This window comes from Streptomyces sp. NPDC089919, from assembly GCF_040684615.1.
GTDB lineage: Bacteria > Actinomycetota > Actinomycetes > Streptomycetales > Streptomycetaceae > Streptomyces.
The window spans coordinates 24,569-46,563 of record NZ_JBFBGK010000002.1; the positions used below are offsets into that span (position 1 = coordinate 24,569).

Here is a 21,995-nt window from a genome sequence, read left to right on the forward strand (position 1 = left end):
GATGAGACGTCCCGCCGGGCGGGGCGCTCTCACGTCAGCAGGCGCAGCGCCGTCGCCGCGATGCCCAGGCGTACGCTCTGCCCCCAGGTCAGCTGGAGGGCGTCCGCCTCCATGCCGTCGCCGAAGACCACGATCCGGTCCGACTCCACCGTCAGCCGCAGCCCCTCGCGCCGGTCCAGGTGGCCGCCGACCCTCGACGTGCCGGTCGCGGGCGACGGCCAGGCCTCGCGGACGAACCACAGGAGCCGGGGGTCCGACGGTGCGGGCAGCTGCTCCGTGCCGCCGCGCTCCAGCCACAGGGAACGCAGCCAGCCGGTGGCGCCGGTGCCGGTGCCGACGAGCACGCCGGAGGAGGCCTGGGCCTCACCCGGACCGTCCTCGCCGTCCGGGCCCAGGCGGTAGCGGGCCGTCTGGTGGCCGGGCGAGCCCAGGTAGATCTCGTTCAGCGCGAGGAGGCGCTGGGTGTCGTCGGCGACGGCCTCGACCATGGTCAGGTCCTCCGTCGGCCCCCCGCCGGCCGCGGCGCGCAGGAGGGCGGCCGCGTCGGTGCAGCGGTGCCGGACCAGGACTCCGGGGTTGCGCCCCGGGTCGCTGTCGATGCCGACCACGGGCTGCCCGGCGAGGTACTTCGCGGTGTTGGCCACCAGGCCGTCCTGCCCGACCACGACCACCACGTCCTCCGGCGCGAACAGGAAGCGGTCCAGGTCCGCCCGTTCCACCTGGGAGCTGCGCCAGGTGAGCGGTACCGCCGCCGCCACCTCGCGCAGCGCCCGCCGGGTCCGGTCGTGGCGGCCGACCACGTCGTCGATCGAGCGGCCCCGGCTGGAGAGGAAGAACGCCGCCTGCCCGTGCGTCCCATGACGGTCGATCAGCTCCTCGTACTCGGTCCTGCGGTGCACGAGCACCGCCCGGGGAGCCAGGCTCACGCATCCGCCCCGGTGTCCGGGCGCCCGAGCCTGCTCAGGAGGCCGGTGAGCACGTCCGGAGTGAGCGTGATGCTCTCCACGCGCGGCAGGTTCTCCGCCAGCCGGGTCGCCGCCAGGGCGTAGAGCGTGCCCGCGCCGACCTCGTCGTGCACCTGGAGCCAGGACGCCTGCGCCTCGGCCCTGGCCGATCCCGTCTCGCGCGCCGCCGCGGCCTCCGCCTGCGCCAGCCGGACCTTGCGCGCCGCCTCGGCCTCGGTCCGCACGCTGTCGGCCGCCGCGCTCTCCTCCGCCTCGCGCCGGGAGTTGACGCCCCGCTGCTCGATCAACTGCTCCTCGCGCCGGGCCAGTTCGATCTGACTGGCCAGCTCGTTCTCGGCGATCGCCCGCTCCCGCTCGACGGCCACGGCCCGCCGTTCGTAGGTGGCCCGGTCCGCCTCCTGCTGGATCTGCTCGCGGGCCGGGGTGCGCAGGGCGCGCTCCACCTCGGCCTCGGGCCGGATCGCCACCACGCGCACGGCCACCACGTCGATGCCGGTGTCCGGGAGCCGGGGCTCGGCGCCGAGACCGGCGGCGACGCTCTGCCGTACCGAGGCGACGCCGTCCACCAGGGCCACGGCCAGCGGGGTCCGGGCCAGTACGTCCAGCGTGTGCTGCTGCGCGGTCTCGGTGAGCAGGGTGGAGATCTGCTCCAGGGGCGCACCGCGCCAGCTCCCGCTGTCCGGGTCCACGGAGAAGTCGAGCCGGTCCGCCGCCGCACCCGGATCGCTGATCCGGTAGGTGACGGTGGCCTGCACGGTGACGTCCTGGAAGTCGGCCGTGCGGGCGTGGAACGCCATGGCCAACTCCCGGTCGTCGACCGGCACTTCCGACAGCGCCGCCGACAGCGACCGGTACCAGAAGCTGAGCCCCCGCCCGTCGTGCACGAGACGCCCTCGCTTGTGGTGCCGGATGTGCGTGGTGGGCGCGGAGCGCAGATGACGCCAGCCGAAGCGCCGCGTGATGTCGGCCACGATGAGAAACCCCCTCGATCTCGTCACCATGACGATAACCATCCCCCCGCCTATCGTCAAGAGGACGAAAAGACGCCTTGTCGGACCCCTTCCGCGGACCCTCGGCGCTCCGGCTCACGCGCTGCCGCGGCCGCCGGGGCGGCGCAGGTCGGTGGTCACTCGCGTACGCCCGCCAGTTCCACCGCTCTGCGGCGCAGGGCGAGGCCGGCCGGAGCGATCGCCGAGATCACCGCGAGCACCGCGCAGGCACCCAGGGCCGCCGCGAGCGTCCCCCACGGGATCACGAGGGACGTCCACACCGAGAGCAGGCCCAGCGCGCCCCACATGCCCACCAGGTTCAGCCCGGCGACCAGCGCTCCCAGCAGTCCGCCGACCATGACGACCATCAGCGCCTCGGCGCCCACCAGCCGCAGCACCTGCCACCTGGTGGCGCCGGCCAGCCGCAGCACGGCCAGCTCGCGGACCCGGTCGGAGGTCGCCATGACCATCGTGTTGGCCAGTGAGATGCCGGTGTACAGGAGAGCGATCCCCAGGACCAGGAAGAACCCCGTCCGGGTCGTCCGGCTGCTCTCGGGATACCTCGCCCGCACCCAGGCTCCCCTGGTCAGAACCTCCCCGCCCGACGCCCCCACCGCCTGACGCAGACCGGCAGCCACGGTGTCCGCGTCGGCGCCGTGCGCCAGGCGTACGTCGACCCGGTCGACGGGCGCCGCGGGGGCGTTGCGCGGGGTGACGTACGCGCCGTTGTCGCCGGTGCCGGTGGTCATGACCGCGGCGATCTTCAGGGACTTCCTCGTGCCGTCACCCAGCCACACGTCCACCCGCTCACCCACGGTGTGCTTCTCCCACTCCTCGTTGACGATGATCGAGTCGTCGTCCAGACCGCCCACCGTCCCCGCGGCGAGCGGGAGGCGGGTCGTCGCCGCGAGCGGTCCCGGTTCGACGGCCCGGGCATCGGACCTGATGAGCGCCACACCGTCCTCCAGGACGTACACGGCGCTCGACGAGCTCGCCGAGACCTCGCCACCGGACACGGCTCGAAGCCGCCGCAGCGTCGCCTCGCCGAAGCCGGCGTCGCCCGCCGGCGTGACCACGAAGTCGGCGGCCGTCCGCTCGCGCACCTCGGTCGCCTTCGCCCCGTTCAGGGTGGCGGCGGCGCCGAGCAGCGAGCCCGCCAGCGCGACCGTGACCAGCACGGGCGCCGCGACGGCGGCGGTGCGGCGGACCCCGGTCGCGGCGTTCTCCCGCACCAGCATCCCGCCGGCGCCCGGCAGCCGGGCCGGCAGCCAGGCGACCAGCCGGGCCAGTGGCCGCACCAGCACCGGTGCGAGCAGCGCGACCGCGGTGATCAGCAGCATGGGCCGGCTCACGTAGGTCTTGCGCTGCAGCAGGTCGCCCGGGTTCGTCACCAGGGCCAGGGCCAGGGTCACGGCGGCGGTGACCAGCAGGGCCGCGCCGAACAGCCGGCGGCCCCACGTCATGGGCCCGGTGTCGACGGACGCCTCGCGCAGCGCCTCGGTGGGACCGGTGCGCCCGGCCCGCCAGGATGCTGCCAGCGCGCCGCACAGGGCCACCAACAGGCCCGTCCAGAAAGCCATGTGGTAGGGCCAGGCGTAGTCGCCGATGGTGAACCATCGGGGCGCAAGGCTCTGGCCGACCGCCCACTCGGCGAGCTTCGGAGCCAGGTAGGAACCGAGCACGCAGCCGGCGGCCGAGGCGAGTGCACCGACCGCGAGCGCTTCGTGGAGGACCATGCGGCGGATCTGGCCCGGGGTCGCCCCGGCGGTGCGCAGCAGCCCGAACTCGCGGCGCCGCTGGGCCACCGCGAACGCGAAGGTCGAGGCCACCACGAACACCGACACGAACCCGGTGACGCCGCCGGCCGTGCCGAACATGGCGTTCATCGCGGTGAGGGCCGCACTGTCCCGGTCGGGGTCGGCGTCGGCGTACCGGCGCGCGTCGCCGGTGAGGACCTGGACGCCCCCGCTGCCGCGTACCGCCTTGCGCACGGCCGCCGCACCGGCGTCGACCACGAGCTGGCGGCTGCGCGGCGACAGTTCGGCGGCGCGGGTGTCGGTGTAGAACACGGCGTTCTCGATGCCGAGCCCGGCCACGGTGCCGACGACGCGCACCGTGCCGCGGTCGGTCCGCACCCCGGTGCCCGGACGGGCCCAGTCACCGGTGACGACGACCTCGTCCGCGGCCTCGGGGGGGCGTCCGGCGTCGAGGTGGTACGGCGCGAAGGCCGCCGTGGACCAGGGGTGGCCCACCAGGCCGGCCGGCCCGCCCTCGGCCCGTACGGCGAACGACCGGTCCTCGACGACGGTCCCGAGGCCCCGCAGCTTCGCGACCACGTCCTCGGGCACGGCCCGCGGCTGCGCGAGCTTCTGGCTGCGCTCGCCGACCGGGGTGGGCACCTGGAGGGTGTCCCGGCCCTTGACGACCACCGGCGCGGCCGCGAACCGCTCCGGCCCCCGGTCGGGTGCGTCCAGCGAGGACGCCAGGGCCAGCCCCATCGCGGCGATCAGCGCCACGCCCAGGGAGACGGCGAGGAAACTGCCGACGAAGGTGACCCAACGGGTGCGCAGGGTACGCAGCGTGGTGCTCAGCACGGCGCCGCCTCGAGCGTGGTCATGCGCGCCGCGATGTCCCCGGCGGAGGCGCCGCTCAACTCACCGTTGACCCGGCCGTCGACGAGGAAGACGACGCGGTCGGCGTAGGAGGCCGCTACGGGGTCGTGGCTCACCATGATGATCGTCTGGCCGTCCCGGTCGACCATGCCGCGCAGCAGGGTCAGCACCTCGCGACCGGTCTGCGAGTCGAGCGCGCCGGTCGGTTCGTCGCCGAAGAGCACTTCGGGGCGGGTGATCAGGGCGCGGGCCAGGGCGACCCGCTGCTGCTGGCCGCCGGACATCTCCGTCGGGCGGTGCCGAGCACGGTCGGCGAGCCCGACCTGTTCCAGCACCTCGCGCACCTGGGCCTTCTTCGGACGGCGGCCGGCCAGCCGCAGCGGCAGGGCCACGTTCTGCTCGGCGGTCAGCGCGGGCAGCAGGTTGAACGCCTGGAACACGAAGCCGATGCGCTCGCGGCGCAGCAGGGTCAGCTTGGTCTCGCTCAGCCCGGTCAGCTCGGTGTCGCCCACGGTGACCGAGCCGGACGTGGCCCGGTCCAGGCCCGCGGCGCACTGCAGCAGGGTCGACTTGCCTGACCCGGACGGGCCCATCACGGCGGTGAAGGTCCCCCTCGGGAAGGCGAGCGACACCTCGTCGAGGGCGGTGACGGAGGTGCCGCCCGAGCCGTATCGCCGGGTCACGGACCGCAATCGGATCGCGTCGTTGCTCATACGTCTGACCACCAGTACCTGCTCCTCGGCTCGTCGGTCCCTCCACGAAACCGCGGAAGCCCCGCGCGGCGCAGTACGGCCCGGACGAGACTTGGGGTAGTGCCAGGCCTACCCCCGATACGGGCCCGGGACCGATGGCACCCGGCGGGTGGGGCCGCTTACGGTCATGCACATGCACCCTCGAAACGTGTGGCAGGCCATGTCCCGGCCGGGCTTCCTGCTGTCGGCCTGGCCCTGGCGCGCCGCCGCGTACCTGCTCACCGGAACGGTGACCGGTATCGCCACCCTGCTGGGGATCGTGACGGTGTCAGCGGTCTGCGGTGCACTCGCCGTCGTCCTGGTGGGGCTGCCCCTGCTCGTCGTCGTCGCCCTCAGCGGCATCCCGGTGGCCTGGGTGGAGCGGCGCAGACTGCGCCTCATCGACCGCAACCCGGCATCCGGCTGGCACCAGGTGCCGGCCGCGCCGGGATTGTGGGCCTGGCTGACCACCCGGCTGCGCGAACGGGGGACCTGGCGGGAGCTCGGGTACGCACTGCTGTTCGCCGGGCTGCTGTGGCCGCTCGACGCCCTGGCGATCACGGTCGCCCTGCTCTTCCCCCTGTCCATGGTCGCCACCCCGCTGCTGATGGCCGCGGTCGGCGACGGCCACGAGGTGAAGGTGCTCAAGCAGTGGACGGTCACCACCTGGCCGACCGCGTTCGGCGTCGCCGTACTGGGCCTGATCCTGATGGGCCTGGGCGCGTACGTGCTCGGCGCCACGGCGGGCGCCCGCGCAGAGCTGGCCCGGCTGCTGATCGCCTCCCGCGAGGGCGAGCTCGGTGCCGAGGTGCTCGAACTGGCCCGCTCCCGGGCCCGGTTGGTGAACGCCTTCGATGCCGAGCGGCGCCGGATCGAGCGCGATCTGCACGACGGCGCCCAACAACGCCTCGTGGCCCTGACGATGGCCCTCGGGCTGGCCCGCCTCGACGCCCCGCCCGGCCCGCTCGCCGACCAGCTCGCCAAGGCCCACGAGGAGGCGGGCAAGGCGCTCGCGGAACTGCGCGAGCTCGTTCAGGGCATCTACCCCAAGGTCCTCACGGACTACGGCCTCCACGCCGCGGTCAGCGACGCCGCGGACCGCTGCGTGGTCCCCGTCGACGTCGACCTCGAGCTGCCGGGCCGGCCGGCCGAGCCGGTCGAGTCCGCAGCGTACTTCGTGGTCTGCGAGGCGCTGGCCAACGTCGCCAAGCACAGCGGGGCCGGCCGCGCGCAGGTGAGCGGCGGCCATCGCGACGGACGCCTGTTCCTCGAAGTGCGCGACGACGGCTGCGGCGGCGCGGACCCCTCGGCGGGCAGCGGCCTCACCGGTCTCGCGGACCGGGTATCGGTCCTGGATGGCAGACTTGCCCTGACCAGTCCGCCGGGCGGACCGACCCTGTTGCGTGTGGAGTTTCCTTGCGAGTTGACCACGGCGGCCGACCGCTCCGGGTAGTGCTGGCCGAGGACAGCGTGCTGCTGCGGGAAGGACTCATCGGCCTGCTCAGCCGCTGCGGCCACGAGGTGGTCTCGGCCGTCGGGGACGCGCGGGCACTGATGTCCGCTGTCGAGGAGCATGCCCCCGACATCGTGGTGACGGACGTCCGCATGCCGCCCGGTTTCCAGGACGAAGGGCTGCACGCGGCCGTGCGGCTGCGCGAGAAGCACCCCGTGCTCCCGGTCCTGGTCCTCAGCCAGTACGTGCAGCGGACGTACGCCGCCGAACTCCTCGACTCCGGCGACGGAACGGGCGTCGGCTACCTGCTCAAGGACCGGGTCGGCCAGGTCGAGGAGTTCGTACGAGCGCTGCACGAGGTGGCGGACGGCGGCACGGTGGTCGACCCCGAAGTGGTGCGCCAGTTGCTGCGCCGCCGCCGCGATCCGCTGGAGCAGCTCACCCCGCGCGAACGCGAGGTGCTGGCACTGATCGCCGAAGGCAGGTCCAACGGCGCGATCGCGAAGGAGCTGGTGGTTTCCGACGCGGCGATCGGCAAGCACATCGGCAACATCCTCACCAAGCTGGACCTGCCCCCGACGGACAAGGCCCACCGCAGGGTCCAGGCCGTCCTCGCCTACCTGCGAGCCTGACCCACGAGGCCTGCGGGACGACGCCCTCCCGGACACCGAGGCCGCAGCTCCTACCCAGCGGCCCGCACCCCCGTCCGGCAGGGGTGCGAGCCGGACTGAGCAGCAATGGCTGCGTCCCTAGAAGAAGCCGAGCTTCTTCGGGGAGTAGCTGACCAGCATGTTCTTCGTCTGCTGGTAGTGCTCCAGCATCATCTTGTGGGTCTCTCGGTCGATGCCCGACTGCTTATAGCCTCCAAAAGCAGAATGTGCGGAGTTTGATTCAACTCCGTAGGGCTGGCAGGAGGTCGACCAGGCATGATGACGGAAGCGGAATGCTTGATCACTGGCTGCAACAAGCTCCGGCCCTTTCGGTGGAATCCCTGGAGCGCCTCACGGAGCACCTCGCCGAGGACGAAGGCGAGTGATCACCGGGTCTGCGCAGCCAGTTCGGGCTTGCGAGGCTCGAAGTCGGCTCGGAGGGAAGACCACGGACGAATCCACTGCGAGTGGCCTGATGGGGAGACTCCCGCAGGTGGCCCTTGCCGTCGGCGGCGGCTGGTGGTCGGCGCAGAGCCATCCGGCGCGATAGAAGTGCGCGTGCGCCCCGCATGGCGGTACTCCTGCCCCGCACTTGCCCCGGTAGGCGATCGGCAGCGCCCCCGTCGCCGCGGGCGCTGTGCTCGAGAGGGACTCGCAAGAGCGGGGTGCCGGGATGTAGGGGAGCGGCGCGGTCTCGTGGACCGGCGTGGCGGGCGGCCGGACACGGTATGTGGGGTCGCCGTCCGCCATGGGGCGCCGACCTGACGTCGGGCCAAGGTGTGGGCCGCGCACGAGGGCGGGCCCCGACTTCGTCGGGGCCCGCCGGTAGGTGGGGTGTGCCAGGTCACCGTGGTGGTAGGCGTGACGGGCTGTCCGCGTACGGGGAGGTCGCCTCCTGGATCACCGGGGCGCTGCTACTTCTTCCAGGGGGCAAACCAGCTCGTGCCCTGGCTGCTGACGGTGAATCCGGCGATGGGCGGGCCTTGGAGGGTGTAACCCCGGCCGCCGGCCCACCCGAACTGGTGGAAGGACTTCCCCTGCGCGTTCCTCTGGTACGCGTACGTGGCGCCGTAGGGCCCGTAGGCTGCGGTGGCGGCGCCGACCTGGGTCGCGCCGTCCGCCGGGGTGGCGGTGTTCCAGCCCGCGGACGCGCCCATGAGGTCTCCACCGGGAATCGCACCGAAAAGGCCGCGGTTGGGGAGTTTTGGAAAGTCCTTGGTGACTCCGTAGGTCACGTTGACGCTCAGGTCACCTTGCTGGAGGCTGACGTTGATACAGGCCTTCTTGCAGACCGAGCCGCCGACGAACGCATGGTCCCAGACCGGCTTGAGCGGCTTCAGATTGCCCAGGTTCCAGCCGGGCTGGGGCTTCGCGTTGAACTCCATCTTGCGCGGGTGGTCCAACGACTTGATCAGGTTCCGGTACCCCTCGTCGTCTTCGGACTTGTAGCCCAGTGTCTTGCAGAGCTTGCCGCAGGGGAACGGGGCGAAGTCGTCCCTGTACTCGGGTTCGGCGCGGACGGTGTTGACCTTCTGCTGGAGCTGCGCGGCCGAGCCGGCAGTGGAGCCGGTCGCGTCGTCGTAGGCGATCAGGCCGCTCGGGTCGCTCCGGGTCACCGGGTTGCCGCCCGCGTAGTCGTAGCCGCCGAACTGCTGGGGATCGTCCGGGGTGAAGAGCGGGTCGGCGCTGAGGAAGCGGCCGAGAGCCGGGTCGTACTTGCGTGCCCCGATGTCGCTGTAGCCGGCGGTCGCCTCGACGGGCGCGCCGAGGAATCCGCGTGAGGGGTCCGGCCAGCCCGTGACCGTGCCGCGGGTCTCGCCGTACGGCTTGTAGCGCTTGCGCGAGACGGCCTGCGTGGTGCTGTCCAGGGTCAGGTTCACGGTGCCCTGCAGGTTGGCGACCGTGTAGTGCACGCCGCCGCCGGGCAAGGTGGAGGCCACCGCGACCTGCTTGTCGCCGATGCCGTAGCCGCGGATGGCACCCTTGATCACCTTGGGGGTGACCGCGGTGTTCACGACGATCTGGGTGCTGCCCGCGAACAGCGTGGTGCTGCCCGGGTCACGGCGGATCAGCTGGTTGCCGTCGGCGTCGTAGACGAACCGGGTGTCGGTGCTGCCGTGGGCGATGCGCTCGAGTTTCCCTTCGGGCCCCCAGGTGAAGTCCTGTGCGGTACCGGTGGAGGGGGCGCGCGAGGTCATGGCGCCGGTCTTGTCGTTGGTGAAGGACGTGCTGGCGCTGCCGCCGGGGCCGCTGAGGGCGGTGGCGGTCAGGGTGTGCGGCTGCGGCCCCTGGGGGCACTGCGCGGCGTTGCCGGTGCAGCCGTGGGTGTACGTGGTGGTGGTGTCGCCCGTCTGGCCCGCGGTGGCGTGGTCGACGGAGGAGGTCCGTACGCCGACGGGGTCGTAACGGAAGGACTGCCAGTATGCGGCCGGGCCGGAGGCGATGTCAGCCGGTGCCGATCCGGGGGCCGGGCAGGTCGCGCCGGCCGTCCACGCTTCGGCGAGCCTGCCGAGCGCGTCGTACTGGAAGCACTGCGCGTCGGTGACGGTCGCACCGGTCTCGGTCGCCGAGCCGGTGACGGAGAGCGGGTTGCCGGCCGGGTCGTAGGCGTAGGCGGTGTCGTCGACGAGGTTCGGGTACTGGCTGCGGTGGACGATGGCCCGGAGCAGCCTGCGGGTCTGCTTGTCGTACTGATAGTTGGTGGACGCCGGGTTGTCGGACGTCCCGTAGGTGATCTCCTTGGCCAGCCCGTCATCGGTGAAGCTCGTCGTGGCCTTGACACCGGTCGCGCTGACACCGGAGAGCTTGCCGAGCGGCGTGTACCCGTAGGTGACGTCCTCGGTGAGGAGGCCGCCGACGCCCGGTGCGCGCTCGGTGAGGAGTTGCTCGGTCGCGGGGGAGTAGGAGTAGGTCGTCGAGTAGGTGGTGGGGAGGGGCGCCTCGCTCGCGGGCAGGGTGATCTTCGTACCGGACGGTTGGCCCAGTGCGGTGAAGCCGGTGTTGTGGACCGCGTACGCGCCGCTCACCCCCGGCACGTAGCGGGCGGAGTAGGTCAGCTTGCCGGGCCGGAGGCTGTCGTACTTCCAGACGCCGAAGGTGAAGTTGCCGTGCGTCTTGTCGACCGCCGCCACCTTGCGGCCGGCGAGGTCGTAGGTGTACGCGATCTCGGTGTCGCGCCCGTCCTTGGTGGCGACGAGGTTGCCCGCGTCGTCGTACGTGGACACGGTTCGGCCCGCGTCGGGGTCGTCCTGCACGGTACGGCGGCCGAGGAGGTCGTACTGCGAGGTCCAGACGCTGCCGTCCGGACCGGTGGTGGTGGCCGGTTTCCCGGTCGGCGTGTAGGTGAACGCGGTCCGGGCGAGCGTGCCGCCGCCGGCGGTGTAGCCGGTGGTGGGGCTGCCCGTCATCGTGGGCGGTGCGGTGTACTGGCCGAGCTCGGTGCGGCGGTCCCGCGCGTCGGTGACCGTCCGGGTGACGACCCCGCCGGCGAGCGGCACGGTGACGGTGGTGTCGCCCGTGTAGGCGATGGCAGTGCTCATGCCGGCGGGAACCTTCCCGGCCGACTCCTCGTGCGTCGCGGTGACGCGGCCGAGGCCGTCGTGGTCGGTGACCGTACTGCTGGGCACGTCGTTCTGGGCGACCCGGACGACGGTCGGCACGGGGGACCCGGCCAGGGTGTAGCGGTTGTTCGTGCGGACGGTCCAGCCGTGCGAGTCGTACTGGGTGTCCGTGACGACCATCGAGCCGTTGTCACCGGGCGACTGGGTCTGGCGGCTGCGCAGCAGGGCGTCGAAGAGTTCCGTGCTGTTCGCGTACGAGCCGTTCTCCAGCAGGGTGGACGAGGTGACTGCGCTCGGCGCGTTCTGGTTGATCCGGTACTCGAAGCGCCGGGTCGCCGGCTGGTTGGCGGCCTTCGCCTGGGTGGGCAGCCACACGGCCGCGAGTCGGCCCAGGCCGTCGTACCGCAGGCTGGTGCGCGTGCCCGCGATGTCGATCTTCTCGACCGGCTGTCCCCGGGTCGGGGCCAGGGTGTCGGTGGAGACGTGGTAGGTCGGCGAGGCGCCGCCCGTCACCTGCTGCCTGGTCTGCACGCTGGTGGGCAGACCGGTGGCCGGCGTGTACGTCGTCGTCACGGTGCGGGCGAGGCTGCTGCCGTCGGGCGCGGTCGAGTCGGGCGTGCGGGTCTCGGAGACCAGCCTGCCCTGGCCGTCGTAGCTCTGGCGGGAGGCCACTATGAAGGACGCGGCCTCGGATCCGGCCGCCGTCTTCCCGACCTCCTGGGTGGTGGCGAGGCCCCGGGTGGGGGCGGTGCCGCCGGACAGGCCCTCACGGGTGAACGCGTGGCCGTCGTAGGAGGTGCGGCTGTGGGACAGCAGGGTGCCGGAGCGGGTGTCGTCCGGGCCGTTGCAGTCCTGGGCGGTGGTGATGGTCTCGGCTTCGAGGGCCATGGCCTTGTCGGCGTTGACGGCGTAGTACCGCCAGGTGCACTCGGCCGTGTTGCCGGCCGCGGTCGGTTCACCCCGGTCGACCTCGCGCACGGGCATGCCGGTGGTGGTCCTGCCCAGTGTCGTGTCGTAGAAGGTGGCGCTCTCGGTGTCGCGCCAGCCGTACGAGACGGCCTCGCGCTCGTGCACGCGGGCGGTGCGGACCATGAGGGCGTTCAGGGGACGCAGGCCGGTGCGGGTACGGGTGGCGGTGGGGCCGAGGGTGGTGGGGAGGGAGACCTTGGTGGTGGCGACGGTGTTGGTGTCGCCGAGGTAGGTGGTCTCCTCGAACGGCAGGCCGCTGAGCTCGTCGCGGTCCTCGTAGCTGAAGCGGTTGTCCTCGGACGACAGAGTGACCGGGGTGCCGCCGGTGCCGTCCTTGGTGTTGCGGGACATGCCCCGGAAATAGACGGTCTTCGTCTTCGTCAGCTGGTCGTCGACGCGGTCGCCGTTCCTGCGGTGGAAGACGGCGGTGTCACCGGTGCGGGTCTCCACCGCCGCGTAGCCGCGGAACTGGCTGTACGTGCGGGCGTCGGCGGTGGTGAAGTCGGAGTCGTCGTGGTGCCAGGCGGCGCCGCCGAGGTAGCGGTAGGTGGTGAGCAGGCTCGGGTACGTGCCGTCCTGGTTGTCGGTGTTCTGGTCCTGGGTGCGGACCGAGGCCACCGTGTACTTGTGGAACCAGTCCTTCTGCTTCGAGCTGTAGCCCGGTGGCTGCCAGATGACGGGGAAGCAGGGCATCGTGTTGGCCGCCGGGTCGGCGGGCACGTTTGCCGGGGTGCAGGTGGCCGGGTTGTAGTCGACCGTGATCTTCGCGCCGGTCTCCGTGGTGATGGCCTGGATGCGGTCGTGGAACATCGCGGGCTGTTCCGTCACCGTGCCCACCCGGTTGGCCAGCTGGGCCGGCTTCCCGAAGTCGGTCGGGGGCATCTCGACGGACGTGGGGCTGTCGGCCGTGGTGTCCAGGCCGGTGCGCTTGATGCTCTGGAGCCACAGCGTGGGCGCGTGGTCGCCGCCGTCGGGGAAGGAGTGCGTGAAGGCGTAGCTGTCGACGGGCTTGGTTTCACCGCCGACCGTCACCTGAGTGGTCAGGCCGGTCAGCCGCTTGCGTGACCAGAAGGACGGCGACGAGGAGGAGCAGACGGCTCCGGCGGCGCAGTCGAGGTCGGCGGGCACGTCCGGCCACCAGGACGCGCGGGCGGTGGAGAGTTCCCCCTCGCCGCAGGTGGCTCCGGCGGGGGTGCCCGGTATGCAGCGCTCCGCGACCTGGAAGACGATCTGCTGGGGCGCCGTCGTCGTGTTCACGGTCGCCGACGTCATGCCGTAGTCGATGCGTCGCAGGTATCCGCCGCGGGTGTAGGGGCTGCCGGTGGAGGTGCCGGCCGCCCGGTAGCGGTTGGTCTCCGGCTGGTAGTAGTACGCGGTGGCGTTGCCGTGCGGGTCGACGACGTAGTCCAGGTTCCAGCGCCAGCCGAGCTGGCAGGCCGTGGAAGCGAAGTCCGTGCCCTGGCAAGCGCTTTCGGGCGTGCGGTAGACGGGGAGGGTCCAGGCGGACCCGGTCTCCTCCTTCCCCGCTGCATGCCCCGGCAGCTGGTTGAGGCCGAAGTAGTACTCGGTGCCCTTCTCGGTGACCTTGAAGTACTCGCCGTTGCGCGTGCCGTTGGAGGCCCCACCGGTCAGGGTCAGGCGTTCGACCTTAGTGGTGGAGTCGTCGGACAGCAGTCGGAAGGAGTTGCCGTCGGCGACGATCGGGGTCGTCGTGCCGTTCAGGGACAGGCTCAGCACCTGTCCGCCCCAGCACATGTCTCCGGAGTCGGACGGCGCCCCGGAGGAGGAGTCGTCGGTGCAGGGCCGGTAGCTGCGCTCGACGTACGACTCGCCGGAGGTCCAGCCGTCCCCGAGCCATGAGGACTGGTTGTTGGTGCCGGCGGTACGGCCGTCCTGGAGGGAGGAGTCGTAGTGCAGCGAGACGTCCGGAGTGGGGCCGCCGGCGGCGGCGGGCACCACGATCGGGTACGTGTAGGTGAAGCCGCCCGTGTTGGAGCCGGACGTCCAGGTACCGGTCGGCGAGAGGGACGTGGCCTGGTAGCTACCCGCGGCACCGGCCGCGGTGGCCGTGGCGGCCAGGACGACGGGGCCCGTGCCGGCCGTTGCGGAGGCGCCCTTGGCTGCCGAACGGGTGGTTCCCATGGCGATGTCGGCGCTGAGTGCCGTACCGGCGAGGGTCTTCACCGGTGTGCGTTCGCGGCACGCGGGCCGCTCGGGCGTCGTGAGCGCGCAGGCGGGCAGCCGGACGAGGCGGAGCCGGGAGGCATAGTCGCCGCCGTAAGCGGACCGGAAGGAGGCGGGGTCGACGGTGACGGTGGCGGTTCTGGCCGCCCTGGTTCCGTCCTCGGCTTCCAGGGAGAAAAGCAGGCCGCGGATCCCGGCGGCCTGTGCTTTGCCGGTGGCGGCTGCCGTCACCTTTATCCGGAGGGGTGACTTCCCCTTTCCGTCGGGCGTTCTGCTGCTGTCCGCGAGCAGAATAGGAAGCCTTCCGGCGCGGACCGGTCGATTCCGTTTGAATTCACCTGCCGCGGCGTGCAGTTCGACGGTTGCCGAGTCGGCGGAAGGCAAAGTCCGCGCGCGAGTCGGGTCGTAGGTACGGTACTCGGCCGGCCGTGGCAGTTCACCCGGCTTGCTCAGGCTGTATTCGAGTCGGTCGCCCTGAAGGGCCTCCGATGTATTGCGCTGGCCTGGCCATGACCACGGGGTCACCCCCGGGACCAGGAGTACGCCGGCCACCAGGACGGAAGCGGAAGCCAACACCCCCTTTTTTCTTCGGCTGAGTCGGCGGGACGTTCTTTCCCCCATGGAGACCTACTCCTGTTCACAAGAGGTTGCGATCAAGCAACATCCTTACAGGCGTGCCGATTTCACCCCGGGGGTCGTGCGTCTCGTTTCTGCCTCCCAAAATCCGACAAGATCCCGCAATGCTCCACAGATGGCTGTTCGCTTGCAGTGAACTCGCCCTGGGTGCAAGGCGACTTCCGGCCGAAGGAACGCAGAATGTTGACCTCGGGCGCGGCCGGAGAAGTCGGCGCGCCCCAACAGGGGGGAATTCGGCCACATGGCCTTCTTCAGACATGTCCGCGACCGGAGGTCGCGAATGGGCGGCCTGCTCCGATCCGGTTCGGGTATCACCGTCGCCGCCCTCACGGCAGGGCTGCTCGCAGGGGCCGCGGCGCCGGCAGCGGCGACGACCGGTGGGCCCGTGCCGCACGCCGTGCCGTCGCCCGGCGCGGCACCGAAACTGCCGCCGGCGCAGCCCAACCCGCGACCCGAGGGCGGGAAGGCCGCGTCCGCAGGGCGCAACCCCGGCACCGGAGGAGCGCCCGGGCACGAGATCCGGAGGATCCCGCCCGGCCGTGCGGCGCAGGAGGCGGCATCCGTCCGGGCCAGGAAGGCCGGGAAGGCCGCGCCCGTCGACGCGCTCACCACCGCGAACGCCCGGACCGTCGCGAACCCCGACGGGTCCTTCACCATGACCCAGAACGCCGAGCCCGTCCGCGTCAAGAAGGCCCGCGGGTGGGTTCCCGTCGACACCACGCTCGGCCGGCGCTCGGACGGACGGTTCGCACCGGCCGCCGTCGTGACCGAGGTGTCCTTCTCCCCCGGTGGCGACGGACCCCTCGTGTCGATGGTCCGGGACGGCAAGAAGATCTCCCTCTCCTGGCCCACCAGGCTCCCCGCGCCCGTCGTCACGGGTGACACCGCCACGTACCGCTCGGTCCTACCCGACGTCGACCTGGCCGTCACCGCGAACGCCGACGGATTCCGGCACGTCCTGGTCGTCAAGACGCCCAAGGCCGCATCGGACCCGGCCGTTGCGCAGCTCAAGCTGGGCGCCGACACCCGGGGTGTGACCCTCACGGAGAACAGCAGCGGCGACGTGGTCGCCACGGACAAGGCCGGCCGGACGGTCTTCCGGGCCGACCCGCCGCTCGTGTGGGACTCCGCGGGCGAGCGGCCCGTCAGTCCTGCCGCAGGCGGCACGGCGCGTGGCGGGCCCGCCACGAAGGCCGCCTCCGAGGCCTCGACCCGCTCGACTGTCCGCGGTCCCGGATCCCGTGCGCACCACACCCGCATGGCGATGACCGTGCGCAACGACCGGATCTCCCTCGCGCCGGACAAGGCACTGCTCCGGAGCCGGGACGTCGTGTACCCGCTGTACATCGATCCGGTCTGGCAGGGAAATCCCTCGGTGACGAGCTGGGCATCGATCAACAGCATGGGCTGGAAGGCGACCACCGGCACCGAGGCCCGCGTCGGCTACCTCGGCAACTGGGCGGGCTGCGGTTCGTACTGCAACTCCACCGCGCGGTCGTACTTCACCATGAACACCGACGGATTCCGCGGCGCCGGAAAGGTCACCGCGGCCTCCTTCCGCCCGTACTTCTTCCACGCCGCAGACTCCAGCCCCCAGCCCACCGAGGCCTGGCTCACGCAGGACATACCGGGCAACATGGGCTGGGGCAGCCAGCCCGGCGACCCCTGGTACCTCCGGGCCGAGAGTTCGTGCAAGGGCAACGACTCCTGCGGTGACGGCGAGGTGTGGTTCGACGTCCTGAGCGCCGCGCAGGGAGCCGCCGGCGGCGGTCGCCACACCTTCCTGGTGAAGGCGCAGAACGAGTCGGACAAGTACCAGTGGAAGAAGATCGACCCCACCAGGACGTACTGGACCGTCACCTACTTCCTCACGCCGTACCGCAACCCCGGCCAGAGCACCACCCCCCTCATGACCGCCTTCGGCGGCCGGTACCTGAACTCGAGCGACGTGACCATGCAGATCACCGGTGGCAACAGCGCCGGTGAGAAGGTCGCGAGCGTCTACGAGATCTGGAACTGGTCCAACGGCCAGCCCACCTCGACCCGCACGCCCTGGCTCGTGACGGCGCACACCGGCAACGGGGGTCCCTACACGTACGGCGGGCTCCCTGAAGGCTCCTACGCCTGGCACGCCGCCATCCACAGCGAGGAGGGCGACCTCTGGTCGGACTGGTCGCCGTGGGAGGACTTCATCGTCGACACCACGCCTCCGCCGACGCCGACGATCTCGTCGCTGGACTTCCCCCGCAACAGCTACGGCGGTGTCTACAGCGACCAGGGAACCTTCAACATCGACGCCCCCGGCGCGAACGACATCGCCGGCTACATCTTCTCCCTCGACGGCGACCTCGGCTCGGCCGTGTGGAGCGAGCAGCGGCAGCCCCAGCCCTGGGTCCCGGGGCAGCCGGTCGTCCGCGGCCGGCAGTACTGGGTCGGCGCCTCCGGCCTCGCAGCCGTGCGCCTCGCGCCCGGCACGGTCGGCCCCCACTGGCTGAACGTCAAGGCCGTCGACAAGGCCGGCCACACCTCAGCACAGCAGGGCCAGCACCCCTTCTACGCAGGCCTGACACGAGCCGAGTTCGTCTACGGCAGCGCTCTCGCCAACGGCTACACGAAGGACTCGCTGAGCACGCCGCCCGCGAGCTGGACGACCGCCGACGGCGGTGCCAAGGTCATCGCGCAGCACAGTTGGAACGGCGGTGTGCGGTGGGGCGATGAGACGCAGGCCATGCTGGCAGGACCCGTCTCCGTGGGAGACACGGCCACCTTCCGGTTCGTAGTGCCCCAGACCGGATACTGGAACTTCGGCGCCAGCCTGACGCAGTCCTACGACTACGGCCGCTACAGCCTCACCCTCGACCAGGGCGCCGCCACCGAAGCGGCGCTCGCCACTGACATCGACGGCTACAACCCCTCCGTCACCACCGTCTACCGCGACTTCGGGGCGCCCAAGCGCGCGAACGACAAGCCGATCGAGCTGGCACGGGGCGTCCACACCCTCACCGTCAAGGTCACGGGCAAGAACGCCTCCTCCGGCGGCCACCAACTCGGCATCGACACCCTCCGCATCGCCCTGATGAGCCCGAGCTGCAAGCTCACCGACCTGACCGACTGCCGCAACAACATCTCGATCAGCCCGGACGCCGACCACGACAGCGCCGACGCCGACGGCGGCGGCGTCAGCTTCTCCGCCCGCGATCTCAGCGACGCGGGCTGGGCCCCGGGTACTGCCCTCACGATCAACGGCGCCCCGATGAAGGTGCCCTCGTACGGGACCGGCAAGGCGGACAACATCCTCGCCAGCGGCCAGACGGTCACCGTCGACACCGCCGGCGCGGCCAACAGCGGCAACGCCCTGGTGTTCCTCGCCTTCTCCACCGCAGGCACCGTCCAAGGGGCCAGCGGGTCCATCACCTACCGGCCCAAGGAGGACGGCACCAGCCCCTGCGGGGCGTCCCTCACCCACACCTACACCCTCGACAGCGTCCCCGACTGGGTCACGGGAGACCCCAGGACCCGGGCTGCCGGCTTCACCACCCGCAACCTGCGGGGCGGAGCCACTGACCCCTACAAGCCGCAGCTCTTCGCGGTGTCGGTCGCCCTGCCCTGCCCGGGCCTGCCGATCAGCGCCATCCGCCTCCCGGTCGTCACCGACCAGCTCACCTACGGAACCACCGCCCTGCACATCATGGGCGTCGGCATCCGCACCGCCTCGTACGTGCCCGACGCGGGCAACGCCCAGAACTGGAACGGCACCTGGGGCGCCAACCTGGACTCCAACGGCGGTACGTGGAACGAGCAGACCGTCCGTATCCCGGCCCGGGTCACCGTCGGCAACGGCGCGGGCGGCCAGGTCCGCATCCGGCTCTCGAACGCGGTGAGCAGCCACCCGGTCACCCTGTCCCATGTCACCGTCGCCCGACAGGGGGCCGCGGGCACCGCGCAGACCTCAGGGGCCCCGATCGGGCTGGTGTTCGGAGGGTCGGCCTCCGTGACAGGGTCGGCCTCGGTGACGATCCCCTCCGGAAGCGAGGTCACCAGCGACGCCCTGGACCTCGACGTCCCGCAGCAGAGCACGCTACTGGTCAGCCTCCACATCAAGGGCATGGTGCCGAACGTCCCCGTCCACAACGACGCGCAGGCCAAGATCTGGGCCACCGGCGAGGGCGCGGGCGACCACACGACGGACACCGCCCCCGACGCCTTCACCACCGTCAAGTCCCAGATCCCGTACCTGGCGGCGGTCGACGTGACACCGACCGAGCAGAACAGCGGCGCACTGGCGCTCTACGGCGACCAGACGGTCAACAGCGACACGACCACCGGTGACAACGCCCACCACCTGTCGGACCTCATCTACGAGCGGGTGGCGGCCCAGTACGCGAGTGACCCCCTCGAGAACCCGGCACCGTACGGCGTGCTCAATCTGGGCCGCAACAGCTGGAACACGACCAACAACCTGCTGCCCGCCCTGTCCACGAGCCCGGAAAGGCTCAGCCCGCCCAGCGCGGCGAACCCGGTGGACCGGGTGGTCCTCGGCCAGGCGAACGTGCGGACCGTCCTCCTGTCGACGGGGGCGTCGGACATCATGAACAACGCCACCGCCACGGACGTGCAGCAACGCCTTGGTGCCCTGGCACAGCAGATCCGCCAGAGGTACGTCGACGAACAGGTCGGCACGTCACGCAAGATCCAGGTCCGGGTCGCCACGATCCCCCAGGTCCTGGCCATGACACCGGAACAGGACAACGTCCGGCGCGCCGTGAACAACTACATCCTGTGCAGCAGGTCGGACCCGGCCAACGGCGCCTGCACGGGGGCCGGCACGGCCCTCGGCGGGAACGCCGACGGCTCGGTCGACTTCGCCGCGGCCGTCTCCACCGACGGCACCGCGACCGGTCCGGTGGACGCGGGCAAGTACCACTTCACGGATCCGAGCGGCCACAAACTGCCCAACCAGCGCTATTACGAGGCGCTGGCCGACCGGTTCGTCCAAGAGGTACGAGCCATCTGAGAAAACGACTCGGCTGGACCGAGGCGACCCGGGGGGGCAGGCGTCTGCCCAGCCCCCCCGGGTGAGAACCGGCTCCACCTCGCGTTCCCCATGCTCGTTCCGCCACCTTTCGATACCGCCGGGTGGTGACAGGACGAAGCCTTCTGAAGGCAAGCCGGTTGGCCGGCAGCGGGGACCGGGCCGGCGGCCCGCGGCGCCTGACGGCAAAGACCACGTCAGGCGCCGTTTCGCCTGCTCCTAGAAGAAGCCGAGCTTCTTCGGCGAGTACGAGACGAGGAGATTTTTCGTCTGCTGGTAGTGCTCCAGCATCATCTTATGGGTCTCCCTGCCGATGCCCGACTGCTTGTAGCCTCCAAAAGCACTGTGTGCGGAGTTTGATGAAGTTCCGTATATGGGGAAGGTGGCTGACCAGGCATGATGACGGATGCAGAGTGGCTCGATCGCTGGCTGCAACGGGCTCCGGCTCTCTCAACGGAGACCCTGGAGCTACTCATGGAGCACCTGACCGAGGACGAAGACGAGTGACCGCTGGGTCTTCGGCCACCGGGCTGGACGCCAGCCAAGCAAGGCGACATGTGGTTGCAGGCCTGTGGGCTGCTCCAAGACCAGGGGGCGTCGGAACGGTCGTGCGCCGACGTCGGCCGAGGCGGAGAGAGCTCCACGTCTACCGGCCCACCTCGAATGTGATCGACCGGTTACGGGGTGCATGGGTGCTGTGGTATCTGTGGTGATCTTCCGCTGTCGGCCCTGGGGCCGTACCTCCAGCGGCGGGGTGGGGGGTGTGCAGTGGCGGTTGAGGCTGAGACGGCAGAGGACGCGGATTCTGATGAAGCGTTCGTGCATCCGATTTTCCGTGTGGCACCTCAGGAGGACAGCGGGTCGGACACCCTGGGCAACTACCGGTATCAGGCAGAGGTAGCCGCCCAGATCTGTATTGCGCTGCTCACGCAGGATTCGGTCGAATCGGTTGTCTGTGAGTGGCACGAGGACTTCGTGGTCTCTTACGCGGACGGTTCGGTCGAACTAGTTTCAGTGAAGCACCGGGGAAAGCGGCGCAACCCCTGGAACGTGGCGGACCTTTGCAAGGACGGCGGGCTGGCACACCTCTTCGACCGATGGCGTGCGTGTGATGGCCTGAGCAATGTCCGCCTTCGGCTTGCCACGAACGCCGGCCTCACCACAGGCAAGGGTGGCGCCACAATGCTGAAGGCGATGTGCGGGCCCGAACCGGCGGTCACTGCTGGCGTGGACGATATGGCCAAGGTCGTCGCCCAGTACCTGTTGAAAGTCCGGTGGAAGCAGCCCTACGCCACGATCCCCGAAGTCCCCCAGGTTTCGCGGCTTGCCGACATCGCCATCCCGGACGGTTTCACCGGCGTGGTGGAGCTGTTCTTCGGTGCGCTGCAACTCGACGACGAACTGCCGTCCCGCCGGCACATCACGGACGTCAACCTCCAGAGTCTCCTCATGCCTGCGATCGCGACCCTGCAGCGGGGACGCGTGGATGTCGAGGCCACCTATCGGGCACTGATCGAGCGAATCGAGCAGTCCAACCGTGACCAGAGCGATCGTGGACAGCTCGCTGTCTACATTGCAGACCCGGCGAGGGTCCTGCACAGCGTGCAGATTCAGCAGCGCATCGCGAGGCGCCGGCTGACAAAGGACACCGTCCTCGACACGTTCGTCTCCAGCCATTCCGTCGTGCCCACTTTCGCCCGCGGCCAGTTGCCGATCGTCGCCCCGGGCGGCGGCATCCTGCGCAAGAAGATGGCCGGAGCGACTCCTGGCCGTAGACGGGATTCCGTGGCCCGACGGAGCCCAACCCACCTCCGCTGAACGACTCTCCGTCGAGAGCCGCATGACCCGCTACAAGTACGGGCCCTGGGATCACCGCTACTACACCGTCCTGGGATCCCTGGCAGCCCGCGACCTGATCACATACGGCGGGACTGACCGGGCCGAGTTCCGCATCACAGCGAACGGCGCGGTCGCCGCGGCAATGCTGCGAGAAACGGACGAGTGGGCTGTCGTGGCGCAACGCATCGCGCTTCTCAAGGAGCACTTCAACAAGTCGGGTTCGACGCTGAAGACCCTCATCTACGACCGTCTGCCGGACGCGGTCGACAGGCCCTGGCGGACGGAGATCTGAAATGGCAGTCCACCTTCGTTTCCGATCCCTCACTGTCACGACCGCCGACGCGGAGAAGACCTACCGCTTCGACGGGGGGGGGC

11 protein-coding genes and 1 pseudogene are annotated in these 21,995 nt (G+C 70.8%); 5 read left to right on the forward strand and 7 right to left on the reverse strand.

Translation table 11 applies throughout. From position 1 onward, the window contains the following. Positions 1–29 precede the first annotated feature (29 nt). From AB0O40_RS01255 to AB0O40_RS01270, 4 genes are all read right to left on the reverse strand, one after another. Entirely contained in the window at positions 30–926 is an 897-nt protein-coding gene (locus AB0O40_RS01255; RefSeq protein ID WP_365034366.1) for a hypothetical protein, read from the reverse strand. Then, positions 923–1,936 (reverse strand): SPFH domain-containing protein, encoded by a 1,014-nt coding sequence (locus AB0O40_RS01260; RefSeq protein WP_365034367.1) that lies wholly within the window; start codon positions 1,934–1,936, stop codon positions 923–925. Before AB0O40_RS01260 ends, AB0O40_RS01255 begins: the two co-directional genes overlap by 4 nt. Before the next feature lie 155 nt (positions 1,937–2,091). Next, positions 2,092–4,548, reverse strand: coding sequence for an ABC transporter permease (locus AB0O40_RS01265; RefSeq protein WP_365034369.1), 2,457 nt, complete (start codon positions 4,546–4,548; stop codon positions 2,092–2,094). Next, positions 4,542–5,279: an ABC transporter ATP-binding protein gene (locus AB0O40_RS01270; protein WP_365034371.1), complete on the reverse strand. Its 738-nt coding sequence runs from the start codon at positions 5,277–5,279 to the stop codon at positions 4,542–4,544. The genes AB0O40_RS01265 and AB0O40_RS01270 overlap by 7 nt, the downstream gene beginning before the upstream one ends. 199 nt (positions 5,280–5,478) lie before the next feature. Between AB0O40_RS01270 and AB0O40_RS01275 the strand changes: the two genes are divergently transcribed. Further along, positions 5,479–6,750, forward strand: coding sequence for a sensor domain-containing protein (locus AB0O40_RS01275; RefSeq protein WP_365034598.1), 1,272 nt, complete (start codon positions 5,479–5,481; stop codon positions 6,748–6,750). Beyond that, positions 6,750–7,382 carry a response regulator transcription factor gene (locus tag AB0O40_RS01280; protein WP_365034600.1) on the forward strand — a complete coding sequence of 211 codons (633 nt, stop codon included), beginning with the start codon at positions 6,750–6,752 and terminating at the stop codon, positions 7,380–7,382. The genes AB0O40_RS01275 and AB0O40_RS01280 overlap by 1 nt, the downstream gene beginning before the upstream one ends. Before the next feature lie 117 nt (positions 7,383–7,499). On the opposite strand, the pseudogene AB0O40_RS01285 reads toward AB0O40_RS01280, so the two are convergent. Together AB0O40_RS01285 and AB0O40_RS01290 are read right to left on the reverse strand one after the other, a co-directional pair. Further along, positions 7,500–7,625, reverse strand: a pseudogene (locus AB0O40_RS01285) (hypothetical protein); the annotation flags it as partial. 689 nt (positions 7,626–8,314) lie between these two features. Then, the gene (locus AB0O40_RS01290) at positions 8,315–14,344 is read right to left on the reverse strand and encodes an RHS repeat-associated core domain-containing protein (protein WP_365034373.1); all 6,030 of its coding nucleotides are present in this window, start codon (positions 14,342–14,344) and stop codon (positions 8,315–8,317) included. Between the two features lie 790 nt (positions 14,345–15,134). Between AB0O40_RS01290 and AB0O40_RS01295 the strand changes: the two genes are divergently transcribed. Further along, a complete protein-coding gene (locus AB0O40_RS01295) occupies positions 15,135–19,763 on the forward strand; it encodes a hypothetical protein (RefSeq protein ID WP_365034374.1) in 4,629 nt (1,542 codons plus the stop codon). A gap of 237 nt (positions 19,764–20,000) precedes the next feature. Here the strand turns inward: AB0O40_RS01295 and AB0O40_RS01300 are convergent, their stop codons facing one another. Then, positions 20,001–20,216, reverse strand: a complete 216-nt coding sequence (locus AB0O40_RS01300; protein WP_365034376.1) for an aldehyde dehydrogenase family protein — start codon at positions 20,214–20,216, stop codon at positions 20,001–20,003. 333 nt (positions 20,217–20,549) lie between these two features. Between AB0O40_RS01300 and AB0O40_RS01305 the strand changes: the two genes are divergently transcribed. Both AB0O40_RS01305 and AB0O40_RS01310 read left to right on the forward strand, forming a co-directional pair. Then, a complete protein-coding gene (locus AB0O40_RS01305; RefSeq protein ID WP_365034378.1) occupies positions 20,550–21,599 on the forward strand; it encodes a dsDNA nuclease domain-containing protein in 1,050 nt (349 codons plus the stop codon). A gap of 22 nt (positions 21,600–21,621) precedes the next feature. Then, complete coding sequence (locus AB0O40_RS01310; protein ID WP_365034380.1) at positions 21,622–21,912, forward strand: hypothetical protein; 291 nt, start codon at positions 21,622–21,624, stop codon at positions 21,910–21,912. Positions 21,913–21,995: the final 83 nt, after the last annotated feature.

Bases quoted from the DNA above. Each gene is read 5' to 3' on its own strand.
- AB0O40_RS01310 (WP_365034380.1), top strand. From the start codon at position 21,622: ATGACCCGCTACAAGTACGGGCCCTGGGATCACCGCTACTACACCGTC.
- AB0O40_RS01275 (WP_365034598.1), top strand. From the start codon at position 5,479: ATGTCCCGGCCGGGCTTCCTGCTGTCGGCCTGGCCCTGGCGCGCCGCC.
- AB0O40_RS01270 (WP_365034371.1), bottom strand. From the start codon at position 5,279: ATGAGCAACGACGCGATCCGATTGCGGTCCGTGACCCGGCGATACGGC.